Origin of the sequence: Sphingobacterium lactis, from assembly GCF_051951495.1 — a bacterium.
Lineage (GTDB): Bacteria > Bacteroidota > Bacteroidia > Sphingobacteriales > Sphingobacteriaceae > Sphingobacterium > Sphingobacterium lactis_A.
This window is the reverse complement of sequence record NZ_JBNHAS010000003.1, coordinates 92,149-108,350: the sequence shown is the minus strand read 5'-3', so window position 1 is coordinate 108,350 and position 16,202 is coordinate 92,149. Positions and strand designations below refer to the sequence as shown.

The window sequence follows — 16,202 nt, the reverse complement described above, 5'->3', positions numbered from 1 at the left end:
TTAGATTTCAAATGTCGGATACTCCAACAAGAAATTCTTATAGACAGAAATCGCCCACACAGCGATTTCTGTCCATTTTAGGACTATTGATGTTCGTGTTTTATTTTGTGCTAGGGTTATTAATAATCTTCTGGAAGAATTTTCCAATTGAAATTGATCCTACCTATAAAAAACTGTTCGGCATCCTCCTAATTGTTTATTCCTTTATGCGCTTTGCCCGTCTGTGGCAGAAAAATTTTAGGGATTAATTTAATCCTTAGCGCATATTTATATTCTAAGTAAATATGAAGCGTAAGAAAATACTTCCATTTTTATTGATAGCAATATTAGGCTTATCAGCATCCTGTTCCAGTAATTCTACAAAATCGGAATCTAAAGATTCGGTAGGATCAAAGGTACAGGTGGATAAGAATGATATTCTTACTGGTGAGATGGCTGTAATAGTAGATGAGGCTGAGTTCCCAATTATGCGCGAGCAATTGGATGTCTTTAAATCTTCTTACACCAACGCGAATGTAAAATTAATAGCACTTCCTGAACGTGAGGCAATCAATAGCTTATTGGAAGGAAATGCTGCAATGATTATTTTAGCGAGGGAACTTACAAAAGAGGAGAATGCAGGGTTTAAACAAAGAAATATTTCTCCTAGGATATTTCCTGTATGGCACGATGGCGTGGTTTTTGTAAATAATATTTCATCTGCAGATACTTCAATCAATGTTCAAACGTTAAGTTCATTGTTGAAAGGGAATGATTCTGGAAAAAGCTTAGTATTGGATAATATCAATTCTAGTATAGTACGAAAGGTTAAGGAGTTTACTAAGGTTAATGAGATTTCATCAAAATCGGTAAAGGCTTTAAAAACCTCTTCTGATGTATTAAAGTTCTTAGAAACGAATACGGAAGGAATTGGGGTTTTATCTTATGGACAGTATTTAGATTATAGAAGGCAATTTGGAGAAGAAAATAAAATTCGTATCTTAAGCCTTCAATTTACGGATGCTAAGGGAAACACGGTATATTCGAAGCCTTCGCAGACAACATTTGCTACGGATGAATATCCATTAAAAACGACATTCTACGTATTGAATTATCAGCCAAACATGGGATTAGGTATTGGTTTTTCAGCATTCTTAACGGGCGACCGTGGGCAAAGAGTAGTGTTGAAATCAGGGCTTTTACCAGTGACCATGCCAGGAAGAGAAATTATAATTAGAGACAACATAAATTAGTTTATAACAAAGAGTAAATAATAGATTATGACAAACAGCAAATTATTTTTAAGTCTTTTGTTAGCAGGGGCAGTAGGTACTGCTAGCGCCCAAAGTTTAAAAGATGCAAAAGCTGCAATGGAAGTGGAGCAATATGGCAAAGCTAAAGACATGTTGCAGAAATTGGTGGCTAAAAAAGCCAAAGATGGTCAGAATTACTTTTATTTAGGTCAAATTTATTTGATCAATGATAAAGTGGATTCCGCTGCTATCGTTTTTCAACAAGGTTTAACAAATGCACCTAAAGAAAAGTTGAATAATGTTGGTTTAGGTGCCGTTGATTTAATCAAAGGTAATGCTGCTGCTGGTGCTCAGAAAATTGCTGATGCAACCAATGGTGTTGGTAAAAAAGAATATTTGAATTTATATTATGCTGGTCGTGCATATATTGATGCGCCAAAACCAGATTACCAAAAAGCAGTTGAGTATTTAACTAAAGCTCAAGAATTAAACAAAAAAGATCCTTTGATCTCAGTAGCATTAGGTGATGCTTATGCTGGATTACGTGAAAATAGCCAAGCATATGTACACTACCGTAATGCATTAACAATTAATGATAAATTGTTAGCTCCTCAAATTGGTCAAGCTATCATCTCTAGAAGAGCACAAGCTTATGATCAAGTTTTGGAAGATTTAGGTGCTTTGGCAACGGATCACCCTGATTACGGACCGATCTATCGTGAGATTGCGGAGACTTATTACTTGTCTTCATTGAAAGCTCCGGAAGATCAGTACCGTGAGATCAACCAAAAAGGTGTTGAGAACTACAAGAAGTATTTAGCCTTAACAGGTGATAACTCTATCGATGCTAAAATCCGTTATGCCGATTTCTTGGTTTATTCAGGAAGTTACGATGAGTTGAAAACGGTTTCTCAAGAGTTAGCAAGTGTTCCTGATGTGGACCCTAAGGTATTCCGTTATTTAGGTTATATCGCATTTACGCAGGATAAAGATTATGCTAAAGCAAAAGAGAATTTAACACAATTGATTAGCAAAGTAGATACTAGCCGTTTAATTGGTCGTGACTACTTAATTGCAGGTATGTCTGAAATCTTAGCTGGAGATAAAGCTAAAGGTTTAGAGTACTTAAATACTGCAATTACTAAACAAGGTGAAGATGATGATTTTGATGCAGAAATTGCTGAAACAGCATTCTTGAAATACCAAGAGAATGAAATGGAAGCAGCTAAAGAATTATTTAAAATTCCAGCAGCGAATCCAAAATCAAACTTCTACGCAGATGCTAATTACTATTTAGGGCAGTTGGCTTATGGTGTTGGTTCTAAATTGGTAGCTGTTCCTGAAGGGACTGAACGTACGCCAGAAGAAGCTGCTGCTAAGTTCAACGAGGCTAAACCTCACTTGGAAGAAGCAATTAAAGCGTTAAGTATTGCTGCTAATGCAACAGAACAACGTGCAAAAGATATGTACCAAATTAATGCCTTATATTATAAAGGATTATCGGAAATGGCTTTGGATAATATCCTAGCTGATCCTGATAATGCTAAAGGTATATTTGTTGATACATTCAAGAAATTATTAACAGCAATTTCTTCTTCAACTAAAGAGGATCCAAATAATACAGTTTATGCTGCTGACGCACATTCTTATTTAGGATACTATGCATATTTGAAGGGCGATACGGCTACTGCTAAGCAACATTTCAATGAAACGTTGAAACTTAGACCAGAAGATGCATTCGCAAAACAAATGATTGAAGCATTATAAGCTATACAGCTTAAATAAATAGGAAAGGATCGCATAACGCGGTCCTTTTTTGTTGCAATAGGTTTTGAATTGAAGATATCTTTCGGTGGAAATGGAATTCTACAAATTTGTTACTTAGATAGAATCAAAGAACAAATAGATGGTTAAACGTCTTGTTTAAGGAGCACAATAGCTGTAGGGTAAATAACTAGAAGCCACCTTGTTATTTATACTGATTCAAAATAACAAAAAGGCACTTCATAGTGCCCTCCCTCACTTTTTATATTGACAGATTTTGCTATTTTTGTTACACTACTAGTAGAAGTAAACCATTAATATGAACGATTTAGCAACGCAAAGTGCGCCAATTGATTATTTACCGATCTTAATTCAGTTGGCTGTGGCTGTAGGCTTTGGTGTAACGACCATTATTGGCACCCACTTAATTGGTCCTAAAGTACGGACTGAGAATAAGTTAGGTGCTTTTGAGTCTGGAGTTGAAGTAGTTGGTAATGCGAGACAGCCCTTTTCCATCAAGTATTTTCTTGTAGCCATTTTATTCGTCATTTTTGATATTGAAGTTATCTTCATGTATCCATGGGCAGTGAACTTCAGGGAATTCGGTTGGCAAGGATTAATGGAAATGTTTGTTTTCATGGGTCTTTTACTATTGGGCTTTATTTATATCATTAAAAAGAAAGCATTAGATTGGGATTAAACTTGTTTTAAGACTGATCATTCGCGCTAATCCATTTTACAATGAGCAATATTACCTTAGCAGATAAGCCTCCTGGTGTAGAGGGAGCTGGATTTTTTGCAACGACATTGGATAAGGCTATTGGGCTAGCTAGGGCTAACTCCCTATGGCCATTGCCTTTTGCAACGTCTTGCTGTGGGATTGAATTTATGGCAACTATGGGCTCTACTTATGACTTGGCAAGATTTGGTGCTGAGCGTCCGAGTTTTTCTCCTAGACAAGCAGACATGCTATTAGTTATGGGGACAATTGCAAAGAAAATGGCGCCAGTTTTGAAACAAGTATATATACAAATGGCGGAACCACGTTGGGTGATAGCCGTAGGAGCTTGTGCATCTAGCGGTGGTATTTTTGATACTTATTCCGTATTGCAGGGAATCGATGAGATTATTCCTGTAGATGTTTATGTGCCGGGATGTCCTCCAAGACCAGAAGCAATTTTAGATGGGGTATTAAGACTTCAAGATATCGTGAAAAACGAATCCTTGAATAGAAGAAATACACCTGAATATAAAGCATTATTAGAAAAGTACGGTATATCAACAGATAATGGATAAGCTGACTAACCAAATTGTAATTGAAAAATTGCAAGCAAAATTTCCTGAGAAGCTCTCCAATATCGTTGAGCCAAAAGGATTATTAACATTAGAAACAGATAGAGAGACTTTAATTGATCTCTTAAGCTATATAAAATCGGATGAGCTGCTTCAGTTTATTTACCTGACTGATATTACAGCAGTTCATTACCCGAATCAGGAGAAGTCCTATGCTATCGTATATCATGTGCATAGTTTGGTGCATAATGTTCGTATTCGCATCAAAGTTTTCTTGTCAGCGAATGATTTGACCATTCCAACGGCTACAGGCTTATGGAATGGAGCGAATTGGATGGAAAGAGAAACATATGATTTCTTTGGGATTCAATTTGAAGGACACCCTGATTTAAGAAGAATCTTAAACATGGATGACCTTGGTGTTTTTCCGATGCGCAAAGAATATCCTTTAGAAGATCCAAACCGAATGGATAAAAAGGACTTTTATTTTGGACGTTAAGTGAAGATGTAAAATGAGTAAACCTATTACACGAATTTCAAGTAATGCGCCAGTTTTTGAGGATAATGATCCACAGGACGAGCTGATTACCCTAAATATTGGACCAACCCACCCTGCCACGCATGGGGTGTTTCAGAATGTGGTTCAAATTGACGGTGAGCGTATTGTTAGTGGTGTCTCTACTATTGGCTATATACATAGAGCATTTGAAAAGATTGCTGAACACCGTCCATATTATCAAATTACCCCATTAACAGATCGTCTAAATTACTGTTCATCACCCATTAATAATATGGGATGGCATATGACTGTTGAGAAGCTTTTGGATATTGAGATTCCGAAGCGTGTTCAGTACATGCGTGTCATCGTTATGGAATTAGCAAGGATTGCTGACCATATTATCTGTAATGGTATCCTAGGCGTTGATACAGGAGCTTTCTCTGGGTTCTTGTATGTGATGCAAGAGCGAGAATTCATTTATGAAATCTATGAGGAGATCTGTGGTGCTCGTTTGACGACCAATATTGGTCGTATTGGCGGTTTTGAACGCGACTTTAATGAGCAAGCATTTGCTAAAATCCGTGAATTCTTAGTGAGATTCCCTCCAGTATTAAAAGAATTCCAAGAATTATTTGATCGTAATAGAATCTTTATTGAAAGGACTTCCAACGTAGCTGCTGTAACTCCGGAGGAAGCATTAAGTTATAGTTGGTCAGGACCTATCCTAAGGGCTACTGGTATTGATTATGATGTCAGAGCACATTCACCATATTGTTCATACGAAGAATTTGATTTTGATATTCCAGTTGGAACAAATGGAGATGTTTATGACCGTTTTATGGTTCGTAACGAAGAAATGTGGCAGTCAATGCGCATTATTGAACAGGCGCTAGAGAAGATTGATAAAGAACCGAAAGGAATATTTCATGCTGATGTTCCAGCATTCTACTTGCCTCCGAAGGAGCAAGTTTATACCAATATGGAGGCCTTAATCTATCACTTTAAAATCGTGATGGGTGAATGGGATGCTCCAATAGACGAAGTTTATCACGCGGTAGAAGGTGCCAATGGTGAATTAGGTTTTTACCTACTAAGTGATGGCGGTAGAACACCATATCGTTTGCACTTCCGTAGACCTTCGTTTATCAATTATCAGATGTTTGCACCAATGAGTAGTGGAATGCTTATTTCCGATGCAATCATCAATATGAGTAGTTTAAACGTAATAGCAGGAGAATTAGATGCTTAGTGTTAAAGAAAATATGATTGTCGAGTTTTCGGCAGATCTTCTAAGTAAATTTTCTGAAGTCGTTAGTCGATATCCAGAAGGGAAACAGAAGTCAGCACTTCTTCCTATTTTACATTTGGTTCAAGAAGAATACGGATGGTTAAGTGTAGACGCTATGGAAAAGGTAGCCTTTTTCCTCCGTATACAGCCTATTGAAGTATTTGAAGTAGCAACCTTCTATACCATGTTTCTATTGCAGCCTCAAGGCAAGTATTTGTTAGAGGTGTGTCGAACTGGACCTTGTTGTTTGGTTGGTGCAGAAAAAATTATGGATCACTTGGAGCAGAAGTTAGGAATCAAAGAAGGAGAGGTTACAGAGGATGGTTTGTTTTCTTGGCGAGGTGTCGAATGTTTGGCTGCATGTGGTTATGGCCCTGTATTGCAGATAGGTCCTAGTTATACTTTCTATGAGAACTTAACCAATGAAAGTGTAGACCAATTAATAAATGATTTAAAGGAAAAAGCAAAGGCATAGCATTATGGGACGTAAGTTATTATTAGAACATATCAATGTGCCGGGAATCAATACTTTCGCTGTTTATCGGGAGAAAGGTGGATATAGATCGGTCGAGAAGGCCTTAAAAACCATGTCTCCAGATGATGTAGTAGAGGAGGTTAAAAAATCCGGACTTCGTGGTCGTGGAGGAGCAGGATTCCCTACGGGTATGAAATGGAGCTTTTTAGCAAAACCAGAAGGTGTGCCTCGTTATTTGGTGTGTAATGGTGATGAATCAGAACCAGGGACTTTTAAGGACCGATATCTGATGACTCATATTCCGCATGCCTTAATTGAAGGAATGATTGTTTCTAGCTATGCGCTGGGTGCAAACACTTCCTATATCTATATCCGAGGTGAAATGATGCCTCAAATTCGAATTATTGAAAATGCCATTGCAGAAGCTAAAGCTGCAGGATTTTTAGGCAAAAATATTCTTGGAACAGGTTATGACTTGGAGATCTATGTTCAACCAGGTGGTGGGGCCTATATCTGTGGTGAAGAAACAGCCTTGTTGGAATCTCTAGAAGGAAAAAGAGGAAACCCAAGAATTAAGCCGCCATTTCCTGCTGTTGCCGGATTATATGGATGCCCTACGGTTGTAAACAATGTGGAATCCATTGCTGCTACTGTTCCTATTGTGAATGATGGTGGTGAAGAATATGCGAAAATTGGTATTGAACGCAGTACAGGAACAAAACTAATCTCCGCCTCAGGAAATTTAGTGAAACCTGGTGTATATGAAATTGAAATGGGCCTTCCTGTGGAGGAGTTCATTTATTCTGATGAGTATTGTGGGGGGATAGCGAATGGTAAAAAACTGAAAGCTGTCGTAGCGGGAGGTTCATCAGTACCTATCTTACCTGCTAATTTAATTACAACAACTATTAATGGTAATCCTCGTCTGATGACTTATGAGTCATTAGCAGATGGTGGATTTGTTAGTGGTACAGCGATGGGATCTGGAGGATTTATTGCCTTTGATGAAGATCAATGTATCGTTCGTAATACCTATAATTATACACGTTTCTACCGTCATGAGAGCTGCGGACAATGTTCGCCTTGTCGTGAAGGAACAGGTTGGATGGAGAAAATCTTGTATAAAATAGAGTACGGAAAGGGAACAATGGAAGATGTGGATTTATTGTGGGAGATTCAACGTAAGATTGAAGGGAATACCATTTGTCCGTTAGGGGATGCTGCTGCATGGCCTGTTGCTGCTGCCATTCGTCACTTTAGAGATGAATTTGAATGGCATATCCTTAATCCACAAGAGTCGCAAACACGTAATTATGGTTTAGCTCATTATGCTGACCCATTAGTACCTGTAACAGAATAAGAGGCCAATTTTTAAAGATTAAATAAAATGGCAGAAGAAATTCAGAAATTTAAAGTTACCATCGATGGAATCACTGTAGAAGTGGATCCAGGGACTACCATATTAAATGCCGCTAGAAAGATTGGTGGAGAAATAGTACCTCCAGCGATGTGTTACTACTCCAAATTAGAGGGTAGTGGTGGTAAATGCCGTACTTGTTTGGTCAAAGTGAGCAAAGGATCTGAGAAAGACCCACGCCCAATGCCAAAATTAGTTGCATCCTGTAGAACTACGGTGATGGACGGTATGGAAGTGCTAAATATTACCGCACCGGAAGTATTGGATGCTCGTAAAGCTGTCGTGGAGATGCTTTTGATCAATCACCCATTGGATTGCCCAGTGTGTGACCAAGCAGGAGAATGTAAGCTTCAAGACTTAAGTTACGAACATGGAACGGAACAAACTCGCTATGAGTTTGAACGTCGTACATTTGAACGCATTGATATTGGTGATAAGATTCAATTACACATGAACCGTTGTATTTTATGCTACCGTTGTGTATTTGTTGCTAATCAACTAACCGAAAAAAGAGAGCATGGTATCTTAAATCGTGGAGATCACGCAGAGATTTCTACATTTATTGAACAAGCATTAGACCATGATTTCATTGGAAATGTCATTGATGTATGCCCAGTAGGTGCTTTGACGGATAAGACATTCCGATTTAAGAACCGTGTATGGTTTACAAAACCTGTAAATGCACATCGTAATTGTACCAAATGTTCAGGAAATGTGACCCTTTGGTATAAAGGAACGGATGTCATCCGCGTTACTGGACGTAAGGATGAATTTGATGAGGTTGATGAATTCATTTGTAATGAATGCCGTTTTGAGAAGAAGCACACAGATGATTGGCAATTAGAAGAGCCAACTAAGGTGTCTGACCAATCGGTAATCGCGTCAAATCATTATGAGACATTTGTTCCACCTTCGGTTATCAAAAATGATCCGAAGTTGAAGGAAGCGAATGTGGAGCAGTTAGCTAGATCTGAAAAATTGAAATAACATAGGGGAATGGATACAGCCTTTATTTTAGAAAAGTTAATATTAGTAGTAATCGTGTTTGTGGTAACCTTGGTTATCGCCATGTATTCTACTTTGGCGGAGCGTAAAATTGCAGGTTTTATGCAGGACCGCCATGGACCTGATCGTGCGGGTTTATTTGGAATTCTTCAGCCTTTATGCGATGGTGGTAAATTCTTCTTTAAAGAGGAGATTATTCCTGCTGGAGCCCACAAAGCTTTATTTATCCTAGGTCCTACCCTAGCCATTATTACCGCATGTATTAGTTCAGCAGTAATTCCTTGGGGTCAGACTTTAACCATAGGTGATCGAGCAATTTCATTGCAGGTTGCCGATGTAAACATTGGAATCCTTTATGTTTTTGGTGTAATTGCCTTGGGTGTTTATGGAATTATGCTTGGAGGATGGGCATCGAATAACAAATTCTCTTTAATGGGAGCAATACGTGCTGCATCACAAAGTATCAGTTACGAGATTGCCATGGGCTTATCCATTATTGCTTTATTAATGGTTACTGAGACCTTATCAATTGGAGAAATTGTCGCTGACCAATCTGGTTTCGTGAATTGGAATATCTGGGTTCAGCCTTTAGGTTTCCTTATTTTCATGACCTGTGCTTTTGCAGAGTGTAATCGTGTTCCCTTTGATTTACCAGAATGTGAAACTGAACTTGTAGGTGGTTATCATACCGAGTATTCGTCCATGAAGTTGGGCTTATACATGTTCTCGGAATACATTAATATGTTTGTTTCATCGTCATTGATGGCAGCCCTGTATTTCGGAGGTTATAATTTCCCGTTCATGCATGACTTGGGTTTATCGGAAAATTGGATTACAATTTTAGGTGTAATCGCATTTTTCCTTAAGATATTTGGTTTTATTTTCTTCTTTATGTGGATCCGTTGGACACTTCCACGCTTCAGATACGATCAATTGATGAATCTTGGCTGGAAGTTGTTAATTCCGTTAGCTATTGCTAATATTGTTTTAACGGGAATTATTACCATATTAAAGGATACTTATTTTTAATCCGGAGGTTATTATGCAGTCGTTATCAAATAGAAAAAAAGTACTCGAACAGAAGCCGATGAGCTTTTGGGAGCGAATATATTTACCAGCAATTGCGAAGGGGCTTTCGATTACGATCAGGCACTTCTTTAAAAAAATCCCTACGATTAAATATCCGGAAGAAATTCGCCCTTACTCAAAGAATTTCCGTGGTCAACATTCGTTGAAGCGTGATGAACTAGGTAGAGAGCGTTGTACTGCATGTGGACTATGTGCCTTATCATGTCCAGCAGAAGCCATCACTATGACTGCCGGAGAGCGTAAGAAAGGTGAAGAGAATCTGTACAGGGAAGAGAAATATGCTGTAGTATATGAAATTAACATGCTTCGTTGCATTTTCTGTGGATTATGTGAAGAGGCTTGTCCGAAAGAAGCCATTTATTTGGATGGAATGCATGTTACAGCAGATTACTTAAGAAAAGATTTCATTTATGGGAAAGACAAATTGTTGGAACCAAAGTTTGATATCACCAAATTGTCTCAGCCAACATCAAAACAATTAGTACCATGACCGCATTTTATTTAGTAGCATTTCTATCCATCTTTTTCGCATTGATGACCATCTTTACGAAGAATCCTGTGCATAGTGTGTTATACTTAGTTGTAACTTTTTTCACCTTTACGATTCATTACATTCTGTTGAACGCGCAGTTTTTAGCAATGGTGAATTTCATTGTATACATGGGTGCAATTATGGTTTTGTTCCTATTTGTCCTCATGTTATTGAACTTGAATAAGGATACAGAACCTATGAAATCCAATTTGGTTAAGATTATGGGTGCTATTGCAGGTATGTGTCTTTTAGCAACCTTCTTAGGAGCTTTTAAAGTTATCGACGCGAATAACGCGATGATACAACCTCATGAAAACATCGGATTGGTCAAGAACCTGGGTAAGGTATTATTCAGTGACTTCTTGTTACCATTTGAAATATCCTCTATCCTTTTATTAACAGCGATGGTTGGAGCCGTATTATTAGCTAAAAAAGAAACTCGAGTAAAAACACATGGATAGTCTTTTTCAAAATATGCAGGGGATTCCCCTAAATCATTATTTGATTTTCTGCAGCATTATCTTTGTAATTGGTGTTATCGGTGTATTAATTCGCCGAAATGTCATTATCATCATGATGTCTATTGAGCTCATGTTAAATTCTGTGAACCTATTATTAGCTGCATTCTCGGCTTACCGCGGAGATCCAAGTGGTCAGGTTTTCGTTTTTTTCATTATGGCTTTAGCAGCTGCAGAGGTAGCTGTAGGATTAGCCATTATAATTATGGTGTATCGAAATACCAAGTCGGTAGATATCGAATCCCTGAGTAAATTAAGATGGTAGTATTTGAATATTAGATTGAATAGAATATGATAGAATTAATTTGGACCATCCCCTTAATTCCACTTTTGGGATTCATCGTCTTAGGATTGTTGCGCAATCAACTCCCTAAGCCTTTGATCTCCATTATTGGTTGTGGTGTTATCCTAATTTCCTTTTTGCTTAGCTGTGCGCTGTTTAAAGAAGTATATGATGCGCGACAACTCGGCGAATCTGCTACTTTTTCAAAAGAAATCTTTAATTGGTTTACTGTAGGGAGTTTCAGCTTGAATTTAAGCTTCTTAGTTGATCCACTTAGCTCCATTATGCTATTGATTATTACTGGAGTCGGATTCCTAATTCACCTGTACTCTTCCTGCTATATGGCAAAAGATGATGGTTTCGGTAAATATTTTGCCTATTTGAATCTCTTTATCTTTTTCATGCTATTGTTAGTATTGGGTTCAAATTACCTGGTTATGTTCATTGGTTGGGAAGGAGTAGGACTATGTTCTTACCTATTAATTGGATTTTGGTTCCAGAACAAGAATTATGCAAAAGCTGCTAAGAAAGCATTTGTTATGAACCGTATTGGAGATTTGGGTTTCCTAATTGCCATGTTCTTCATCCTTGCTAATTTCGGATCTTTAGAATATTCGGTTGTTTTACCTCAAGTAGCTGGCTTACCAATGGGTGATTCTGTTTTGTTGGTTATCACCATGTTGTTATTTATTGCAGCAACAGGAAAATCAGCTCAGATTCCATTGTTCACATGGTTACCTGATGCGATGGCTGGACCAACTCCTGTATCGGCATTAATCCACGCAGCTACCATGGTAACTGCAGGTATTTATATGATTGCCCGTTCCAATATTATGTTTACACTTTCACCTGTAACGATGGAAGTGATTGCAATAGTAGGTACAGCAACTGCTTTGATTGCAGCATTTATTGCCATTACACAAAATGATATTAAAAAGGTATTGGCTTACTCCACAGTTTCTCAATTAGGCTATATGTTTATTGGACTAGGCGTAGGGGCTTTTACTGGAGCGTTTTTCCATGTACTAACACATGCTTTCTTTAAAGCATTGTTATTCTTGGGCGCAGGATCAGTAATACACTCTATGAGCAATGAACAAGATATGCGTTCTATGGGAGGTCTGAAGAAATACATGCCAACTACTTATATTACCATGTTAGTAGGAACAATTGCAATTGCAGGGATTCCTCCATTCTCAGGATTCTTTTCTAAGGATGAGATTCTAGCACATGCTTTTGTTGCTAACCCTATCTTTTGGGTTCTTGGATTCTTAGGAGCGTTATGTACTGCGTTTTATATGTTCCGTTTATTGTATCTAACCTTTTTTGGAAAGTTCCGTGGTACTGAAGAACAAAAGCATCATTTACATGAATCGCCTTGGCAAATGACTTTACCATTGATTATTTTGGCTGTATTGGCTGCTGTTGGTGGAGCATTAAATATTCCTGAAGCCTTACATGGTGGACATTGGCTAAAAGATTTCTTGAGTCCAGTGTTTGCTGATACCAATAAAATAGCACAACCTTTCGAACTAGCTCATAGTACAGAATATTTATTGATGGGCGCATCTGCAGTAGGAGCAATCATTATGGCCTTCATTGCATATCAAAAATATGTGAAGAAAGAGGATGTTCCTCAAGCTGATGATGCAGTTCAACCAAGCGGTTTATATAAACTATCCTACCATAAAATGTATGTGGATGAGTTTTACGATGCGATTATTGTGAAGCCCCTAAATGGTCTTTCTAAATTCTTTCATCAAATTGTTGACCGTTCAGGTATTGATGGCTTGATCAATGGAATTGGTGACTTGTTTCTTTCCTCTGGAAAGGGAATCCGCCAGTTACAAAGTGGCCATGTTGGGTTTTATATTTTTATGATGGTAATTGGTGTAATTGCCTTCATGCTTTACGGATTATTAACGATCTAGAACAGAATTTAGGAATCAATGGATAACCTTTTTATACTGCTGTTATTGCCTGTTATAAGTGCTATTGTTTTAGCATTTATAAAAACGCCTTCCGCTAAGTGGGCAGCCTTAGTCCTATCATTATTACAGTTAGGACTTACCATACCGTTTATTTGTAATTTCGTGCCAGACGCAAGCATGCAATTCGCACAATCTTTTTCGTGGATTGAGAGCCTAGGAATTCGTTTTCAGGTTGGAATTGATGGTATCAGCTTACCTATGCTTATTTTAACAAACGGACTCATCCCTTGTATTATCCTGGCTAGCTTTGCCCACCAACAAAAAGGCAATTTCTATGCTTTGATATCATTTATGCAAGCAGGATTAGTGTTGGTTTTTATCTCCTTAGATGCTTTCTCATTCTATGTTGGATGGGAAGCGGCATTAATTCCGATTTATTTTATTTGTGCACTTTGGGGAGAAGGAGATCGCATACGTGTCAATTTGAAATTCTTCGCCTATACCTTCTTTGGAAGTTTATTGATGTTGATTGCGATCATTTATTTGTATCAACAAACTGGAACAAAAGATCTTTCTTGGTCAGCATTGACCAGCTTATCCTTAAATGATGCTTCGCAACGTTGGATATTCTGGGCCTTCTTTGCAGCTTTTGCCATCAAGGTACCTTTGTTTCCATTCCATACTTGGCAACCTGATACCTATACCAATGCACCAGCGGCAGGTACCATGTTACTATCCGGTATCATGCTTAAGATGGGATTGTATGGCTTCTTACGTTGGTTATTGCCTCTAGTTCCGCAAGCCGTAGAAAGCTATGCTACAGTCGCTATGATTCTGAGTTTGATCGGAGTGGTTTATGGTTCTATCATCGCCTTTAAAATGGATGATGCCAAAAGACTAATTGCCTATTCTTCTATTGCTCACGTTGGACTTATTAGTGCCGGAATCTTTTCCTTTTCTCAGGAAGGGTTACAAGGTGCAATTATACAAATGGTTAACCATGGTATCTCTGTAGTTGGACTATTTTTCATTATTGATATTATCCAACAACGCACTGGTACCAGAAGTTTAAAAGAATTGGGAGGTTTAGCAGCAAGAATGCCTGCTTTAGCAATTACATTCTTAATTATTTTGATGGGAGCTATTGGACTTCCTTTGACAAATGGATTTATTGGTGAGTTTTTATTATTAAAAGGAATATTTAGTACAGCAGATTATGGGGTTTGGTATGCTATAGCCGGAGGAGCAACCTTAATCTTTGGTGCTGTATATATGCTTCGTTTCTACCAAAAAACCATGTTAGGACAATCTGTTTCTAGCATTGCTAATATTTCAGATATTAAAGGATTTGAGTTATTGCTCTTAATCATCATTTCATTATTCGTATTGTTGATCGGTATTCTTCCAAATGGATTATTACATTTATCGGAAGCTTCAGTGACACAATTATTACAACAAATTAAATAGAATAGGTTTAACATTATATTATGGGTGCGATTATTACACTTTGTCTTCTAGGAATACTGGTATTGTATCTAGGCTTATATAAAGCTAAGAATGCATTATTACCTGTAAGTGTACTAGGATTGCTAGTTGCTTTGGGATTTGAAATCTATGCTTGGAATGCAAATCCTGAACCATTGTATAAAGGAATGGTGCTTTTTGACCATTTTGCTTTATCCTTCTCAATCCTTTGTATTTCCTTAACCATCTTGATTTTATTCCTATCTAAAGAATATTTCAAGGCTATTTCAGATAATGTTGCCGAATATTACTGTTTGATTCTATTTTCCCTTACGGGGGCATTGATGGTAAATGCTTACCATAATTTTGCCATGCTGTTTATAGGGATAGAAATTATGTCGGTTGCCATGTATATTCTTACAGGTATCCGTCGTACAGACAAAATATCGAATGAAGCATCGTTGAAATACTTCATTATGGGGGCATTCTCAACAGGCTTCCTTTTATTTGGAATTACCCTTTTATACGGTGCAACAGGCTCTTTCGATCTGAGTGCAATTAAACTTTATATCTTAGATAATCCGACCAATGTATCTCCATTATTCTATGCTGGTATATTGTTGTTATTAGTAGGATTATGTTTCAAAGTCGGAGTGGCACCATTCCACTTCTGGACACCGGATGTTTATGATGGTGCTCCAATCTTGATCACCACCTTTATGAGTACGGTAGTAAAGATTGCATCATTTGCAGGATTCCTTCGTTTATTCAGTACCGTATTAGTTCCTTTAAATGAGTTCTGGACACCAATATTATTGACTGTTGTCATTATTACCTTATTTGTAGGAAATATATCAGCTTTAATGCAGACAAGCTTTAAACGCATGATGGCATATTCCAGTGTTTCTCATGCCGGTTATATGTTGTTTGCTATTCTCTCCATTGGACCTAACTCTGCAGCAGGTATCTTGACTTACTCTGCAGCCTACGGATTGGCATCGATTATTGCATTTGCATCCTTGATATTGGTTAAACGAAATGTTGGCTCGGATCAATTTGAATCTTTCAATGGATTAGGAAAAACAAATCCAGGTTTAGCATTTGCTGTTACAGTGGCAATGCTTTCTTTGGCGGGTATTCCTTTGACCGCTGGATTCATCGGAAAATTCATGATGTTCAGTAATGTGATGAATGATTACCATACGGTATTATTGGTATTAGCAGCTATCAATGCAGCCATCGGTGTGTTTTATTACTTAAGAGTGGTTGTTCACATGTACCTTATGAAAAAAGGCGAAGCTGAGCATACGGAAGTAAGCTTCCCTGCAAATTTCAAATTTGTACTGATATTGGCAGTTATTCTAACCATCTTGATCGGTATTTATCCGAATTGTATTGTTGGATTGATTTAA

At 37.8% G+C, this 16,202-nt stretch carries 16 protein-coding genes; all 16 read left to right on the top strand.

Annotated elements, in window-relative coordinates; genetic code table 11:
• Positions 1-284 precede the first annotated feature (284 nt).
• The 16 genes from ACP6L2_RS12510 (at position 285) to ACP6L2_RS12435 (ending at position 16,202) form a co-directional block, all read left to right on the top strand.
• Entirely contained in the window at positions 285-1,232 is a 948-nt protein-coding gene (locus tag ACP6L2_RS12510) for a PstS family phosphate ABC transporter substrate-binding protein (protein WP_440509701.1), read from the top strand.
• Positions 1,233-1,259: 27 nt separating this feature from the next.
• Positions 1,260-2,999, top strand: coding sequence for a tetratricopeptide repeat protein (locus ACP6L2_RS12505; protein ID WP_440509700.1), 1,740 nt, complete (start codon positions 1,260-1,262; stop codon positions 2,997-2,999).
• A gap of 316 nt (positions 3,000-3,315) precedes the next feature.
• A complete protein-coding gene (locus ACP6L2_RS12500; RefSeq protein ID WP_344675471.1) occupies positions 3,316-3,696 on the top strand; it encodes an NADH-quinone oxidoreductase subunit A in 381 nt (126 codons plus the stop codon).
• Between the two features lie 41 nt (positions 3,697-3,737).
• Positions 3,738-4,292: an NADH-quinone oxidoreductase subunit B gene (locus tag ACP6L2_RS12495; protein WP_344675472.1), complete on the top strand. Its 555-nt coding sequence runs from the start codon at positions 3,738-3,740 to the stop codon at positions 4,290-4,292.
• Positions 4,285-4,788 (top strand): NADH-quinone oxidoreductase subunit C, encoded by a 504-nt coding sequence (locus ACP6L2_RS12490; protein WP_440509699.1) that lies wholly within the window; start codon positions 4,285-4,287, stop codon positions 4,786-4,788. The genes ACP6L2_RS12495 and ACP6L2_RS12490 overlap by 8 nt, the downstream gene beginning before the upstream one ends.
• 13 nt (positions 4,789-4,801) lie before the next feature.
• Positions 4,802-6,037 carry an NADH-quinone oxidoreductase subunit D gene (locus tag ACP6L2_RS12485; protein ID WP_440509698.1) on the top strand — a complete coding sequence of 412 codons (1,236 nt, stop codon included), beginning with the start codon at positions 4,802-4,804 and terminating at the stop codon, positions 6,035-6,037.
• Entirely contained in the window at positions 6,030-6,551 is a 522-nt protein-coding gene (locus tag ACP6L2_RS12480) for an NADH-quinone oxidoreductase subunit NuoE family protein (protein ID WP_344675475.1), read from the top strand. The genes ACP6L2_RS12485 and ACP6L2_RS12480 overlap by 8 nt, the downstream gene beginning before the upstream one ends.
• Positions 6,552-6,555: 4 nt before the next feature.
• Entirely contained in the window at positions 6,556-7,911 is a 1,356-nt protein-coding gene (nuoF, locus tag ACP6L2_RS12475) for an NADH-quinone oxidoreductase subunit NuoF (protein WP_344675476.1), read from the top strand.
• A gap of 27 nt (positions 7,912-7,938) precedes the next feature.
• Positions 7,939-8,955 carry a 2Fe-2S iron-sulfur cluster-binding protein gene (locus ACP6L2_RS12470; protein WP_344675477.1) on the top strand — a complete coding sequence of 339 codons (1,017 nt, stop codon included), beginning with the start codon at positions 7,939-7,941 and terminating at the stop codon, positions 8,953-8,955.
• Positions 8,956-8,964: 9 nt separating this feature from the next.
• The gene (nuoH, locus tag ACP6L2_RS12465) at positions 8,965-10,002 is read left to right on the top strand and encodes an NADH-quinone oxidoreductase subunit NuoH (protein WP_440509697.1); all 1,038 of its coding nucleotides are present in this window, start codon (positions 8,965-8,967) and stop codon (positions 10,000-10,002) included.
• A 13-nt stretch (positions 10,003-10,015) separates the two neighbouring features.
• Entirely contained in the window at positions 10,016-10,552 is a 537-nt protein-coding gene (locus ACP6L2_RS12460) for a NuoI/complex I 23 kDa subunit family protein (protein WP_344675479.1), read from the top strand.
• Positions 10,549-11,055 (top strand): NADH-quinone oxidoreductase subunit J family protein, encoded by a 507-nt coding sequence (locus ACP6L2_RS12455; RefSeq protein ID WP_344675480.1) that lies wholly within the window; start codon positions 10,549-10,551, stop codon positions 11,053-11,055. The genes ACP6L2_RS12460 and ACP6L2_RS12455 overlap by 4 nt, the downstream gene beginning before the upstream one ends.
• Positions 11,048-11,377 (top strand): NADH-quinone oxidoreductase subunit NuoK, encoded by a 330-nt coding sequence (nuoK, locus tag ACP6L2_RS12450; protein WP_344675482.1) that lies wholly within the window; start codon positions 11,048-11,050, stop codon positions 11,375-11,377. Before ACP6L2_RS12455 ends, nuoK begins: the two co-directional genes overlap by 8 nt.
• A gap of 26 nt (positions 11,378-11,403) precedes the next feature.
• Positions 11,404-13,326 carry an NADH-quinone oxidoreductase subunit L gene (gene nuoL, locus ACP6L2_RS12445; RefSeq protein ID WP_440509696.1) on the top strand — a complete coding sequence of 641 codons (1,923 nt, stop codon included), beginning with the start codon at positions 11,404-11,406 and terminating at the stop codon, positions 13,324-13,326.
• Between the two features lie 18 nt (positions 13,327-13,344).
• Positions 13,345-14,793 carry a complex I subunit 4 family protein gene (locus ACP6L2_RS12440; RefSeq protein WP_440509695.1) on the top strand — a complete coding sequence of 483 codons (1,449 nt, stop codon included), beginning with the start codon at positions 13,345-13,347 and terminating at the stop codon, positions 14,791-14,793.
• A 20-nt stretch (positions 14,794-14,813) separates the two neighbouring features.
• Entirely contained in the window at positions 14,814-16,202 is a 1,389-nt protein-coding gene (locus tag ACP6L2_RS12435; protein ID WP_440509694.1) for an NADH-quinone oxidoreductase subunit N, read from the top strand.

Coding starts and splice junctions, on each gene's coding strand:
- ACP6L2_RS12510 (WP_440509701.1), top strand. CDS start 285: ATGAAGCGTAAGAAAATACTTCCATTTTTATTGATAGCAATATTAGGC.
- ACP6L2_RS12505 (WP_440509700.1), top strand. CDS start 1,260: ATGACAAACAGCAAATTATTTTTAAGTCTTTTGTTAGCAGGGGCAGTA.
- ACP6L2_RS12500 (WP_344675471.1), top strand. CDS start 3,316: ATGAACGATTTAGCAACGCAAAGTGCGCCAATTGATTATTTACCGATC.
- ACP6L2_RS12495 (WP_344675472.1), top strand. CDS start 3,738: ATGAGCAATATTACCTTAGCAGATAAGCCTCCTGGTGTAGAGGGAGCT.
- ACP6L2_RS12490 (WP_440509699.1), top strand. CDS start 4,285: ATGGATAAGCTGACTAACCAAATTGTAATTGAAAAATTGCAAGCAAAA.
- ACP6L2_RS12485 (WP_440509698.1), top strand. CDS start 4,802: ATGAGTAAACCTATTACACGAATTTCAAGTAATGCGCCAGTTTTTGAG.
- ACP6L2_RS12480 (WP_344675475.1), top strand. CDS start 6,030: ATGCTTAGTGTTAAAGAAAATATGATTGTCGAGTTTTCGGCAGATCTT.
- nuoF (WP_344675476.1), top strand. CDS start 6,556: ATGGGACGTAAGTTATTATTAGAACATATCAATGTGCCGGGAATCAAT.
- ACP6L2_RS12470 (WP_344675477.1), top strand. CDS start 7,939: ATGGCAGAAGAAATTCAGAAATTTAAAGTTACCATCGATGGAATCACT.
- nuoH (WP_440509697.1), top strand. CDS start 8,965: ATGGATACAGCCTTTATTTTAGAAAAGTTAATATTAGTAGTAATCGTG.
- ACP6L2_RS12460 (WP_344675479.1), top strand. CDS start 10,016: ATGCAGTCGTTATCAAATAGAAAAAAAGTACTCGAACAGAAGCCGATG.
- ACP6L2_RS12455 (WP_344675480.1), top strand. CDS start 10,549: ATGACCGCATTTTATTTAGTAGCATTTCTATCCATCTTTTTCGCATTG.
- nuoK (WP_344675482.1), top strand. CDS start 11,048: ATGGATAGTCTTTTTCAAAATATGCAGGGGATTCCCCTAAATCATTAT.
- nuoL (WP_440509696.1), top strand. CDS start 11,404: ATGATAGAATTAATTTGGACCATCCCCTTAATTCCACTTTTGGGATTC.
- ACP6L2_RS12440 (WP_440509695.1), top strand. CDS start 13,345: ATGGATAACCTTTTTATACTGCTGTTATTGCCTGTTATAAGTGCTATT.
- ACP6L2_RS12435 (WP_440509694.1), top strand. CDS start 14,814: ATGGGTGCGATTATTACACTTTGTCTTCTAGGAATACTGGTATTGTAT.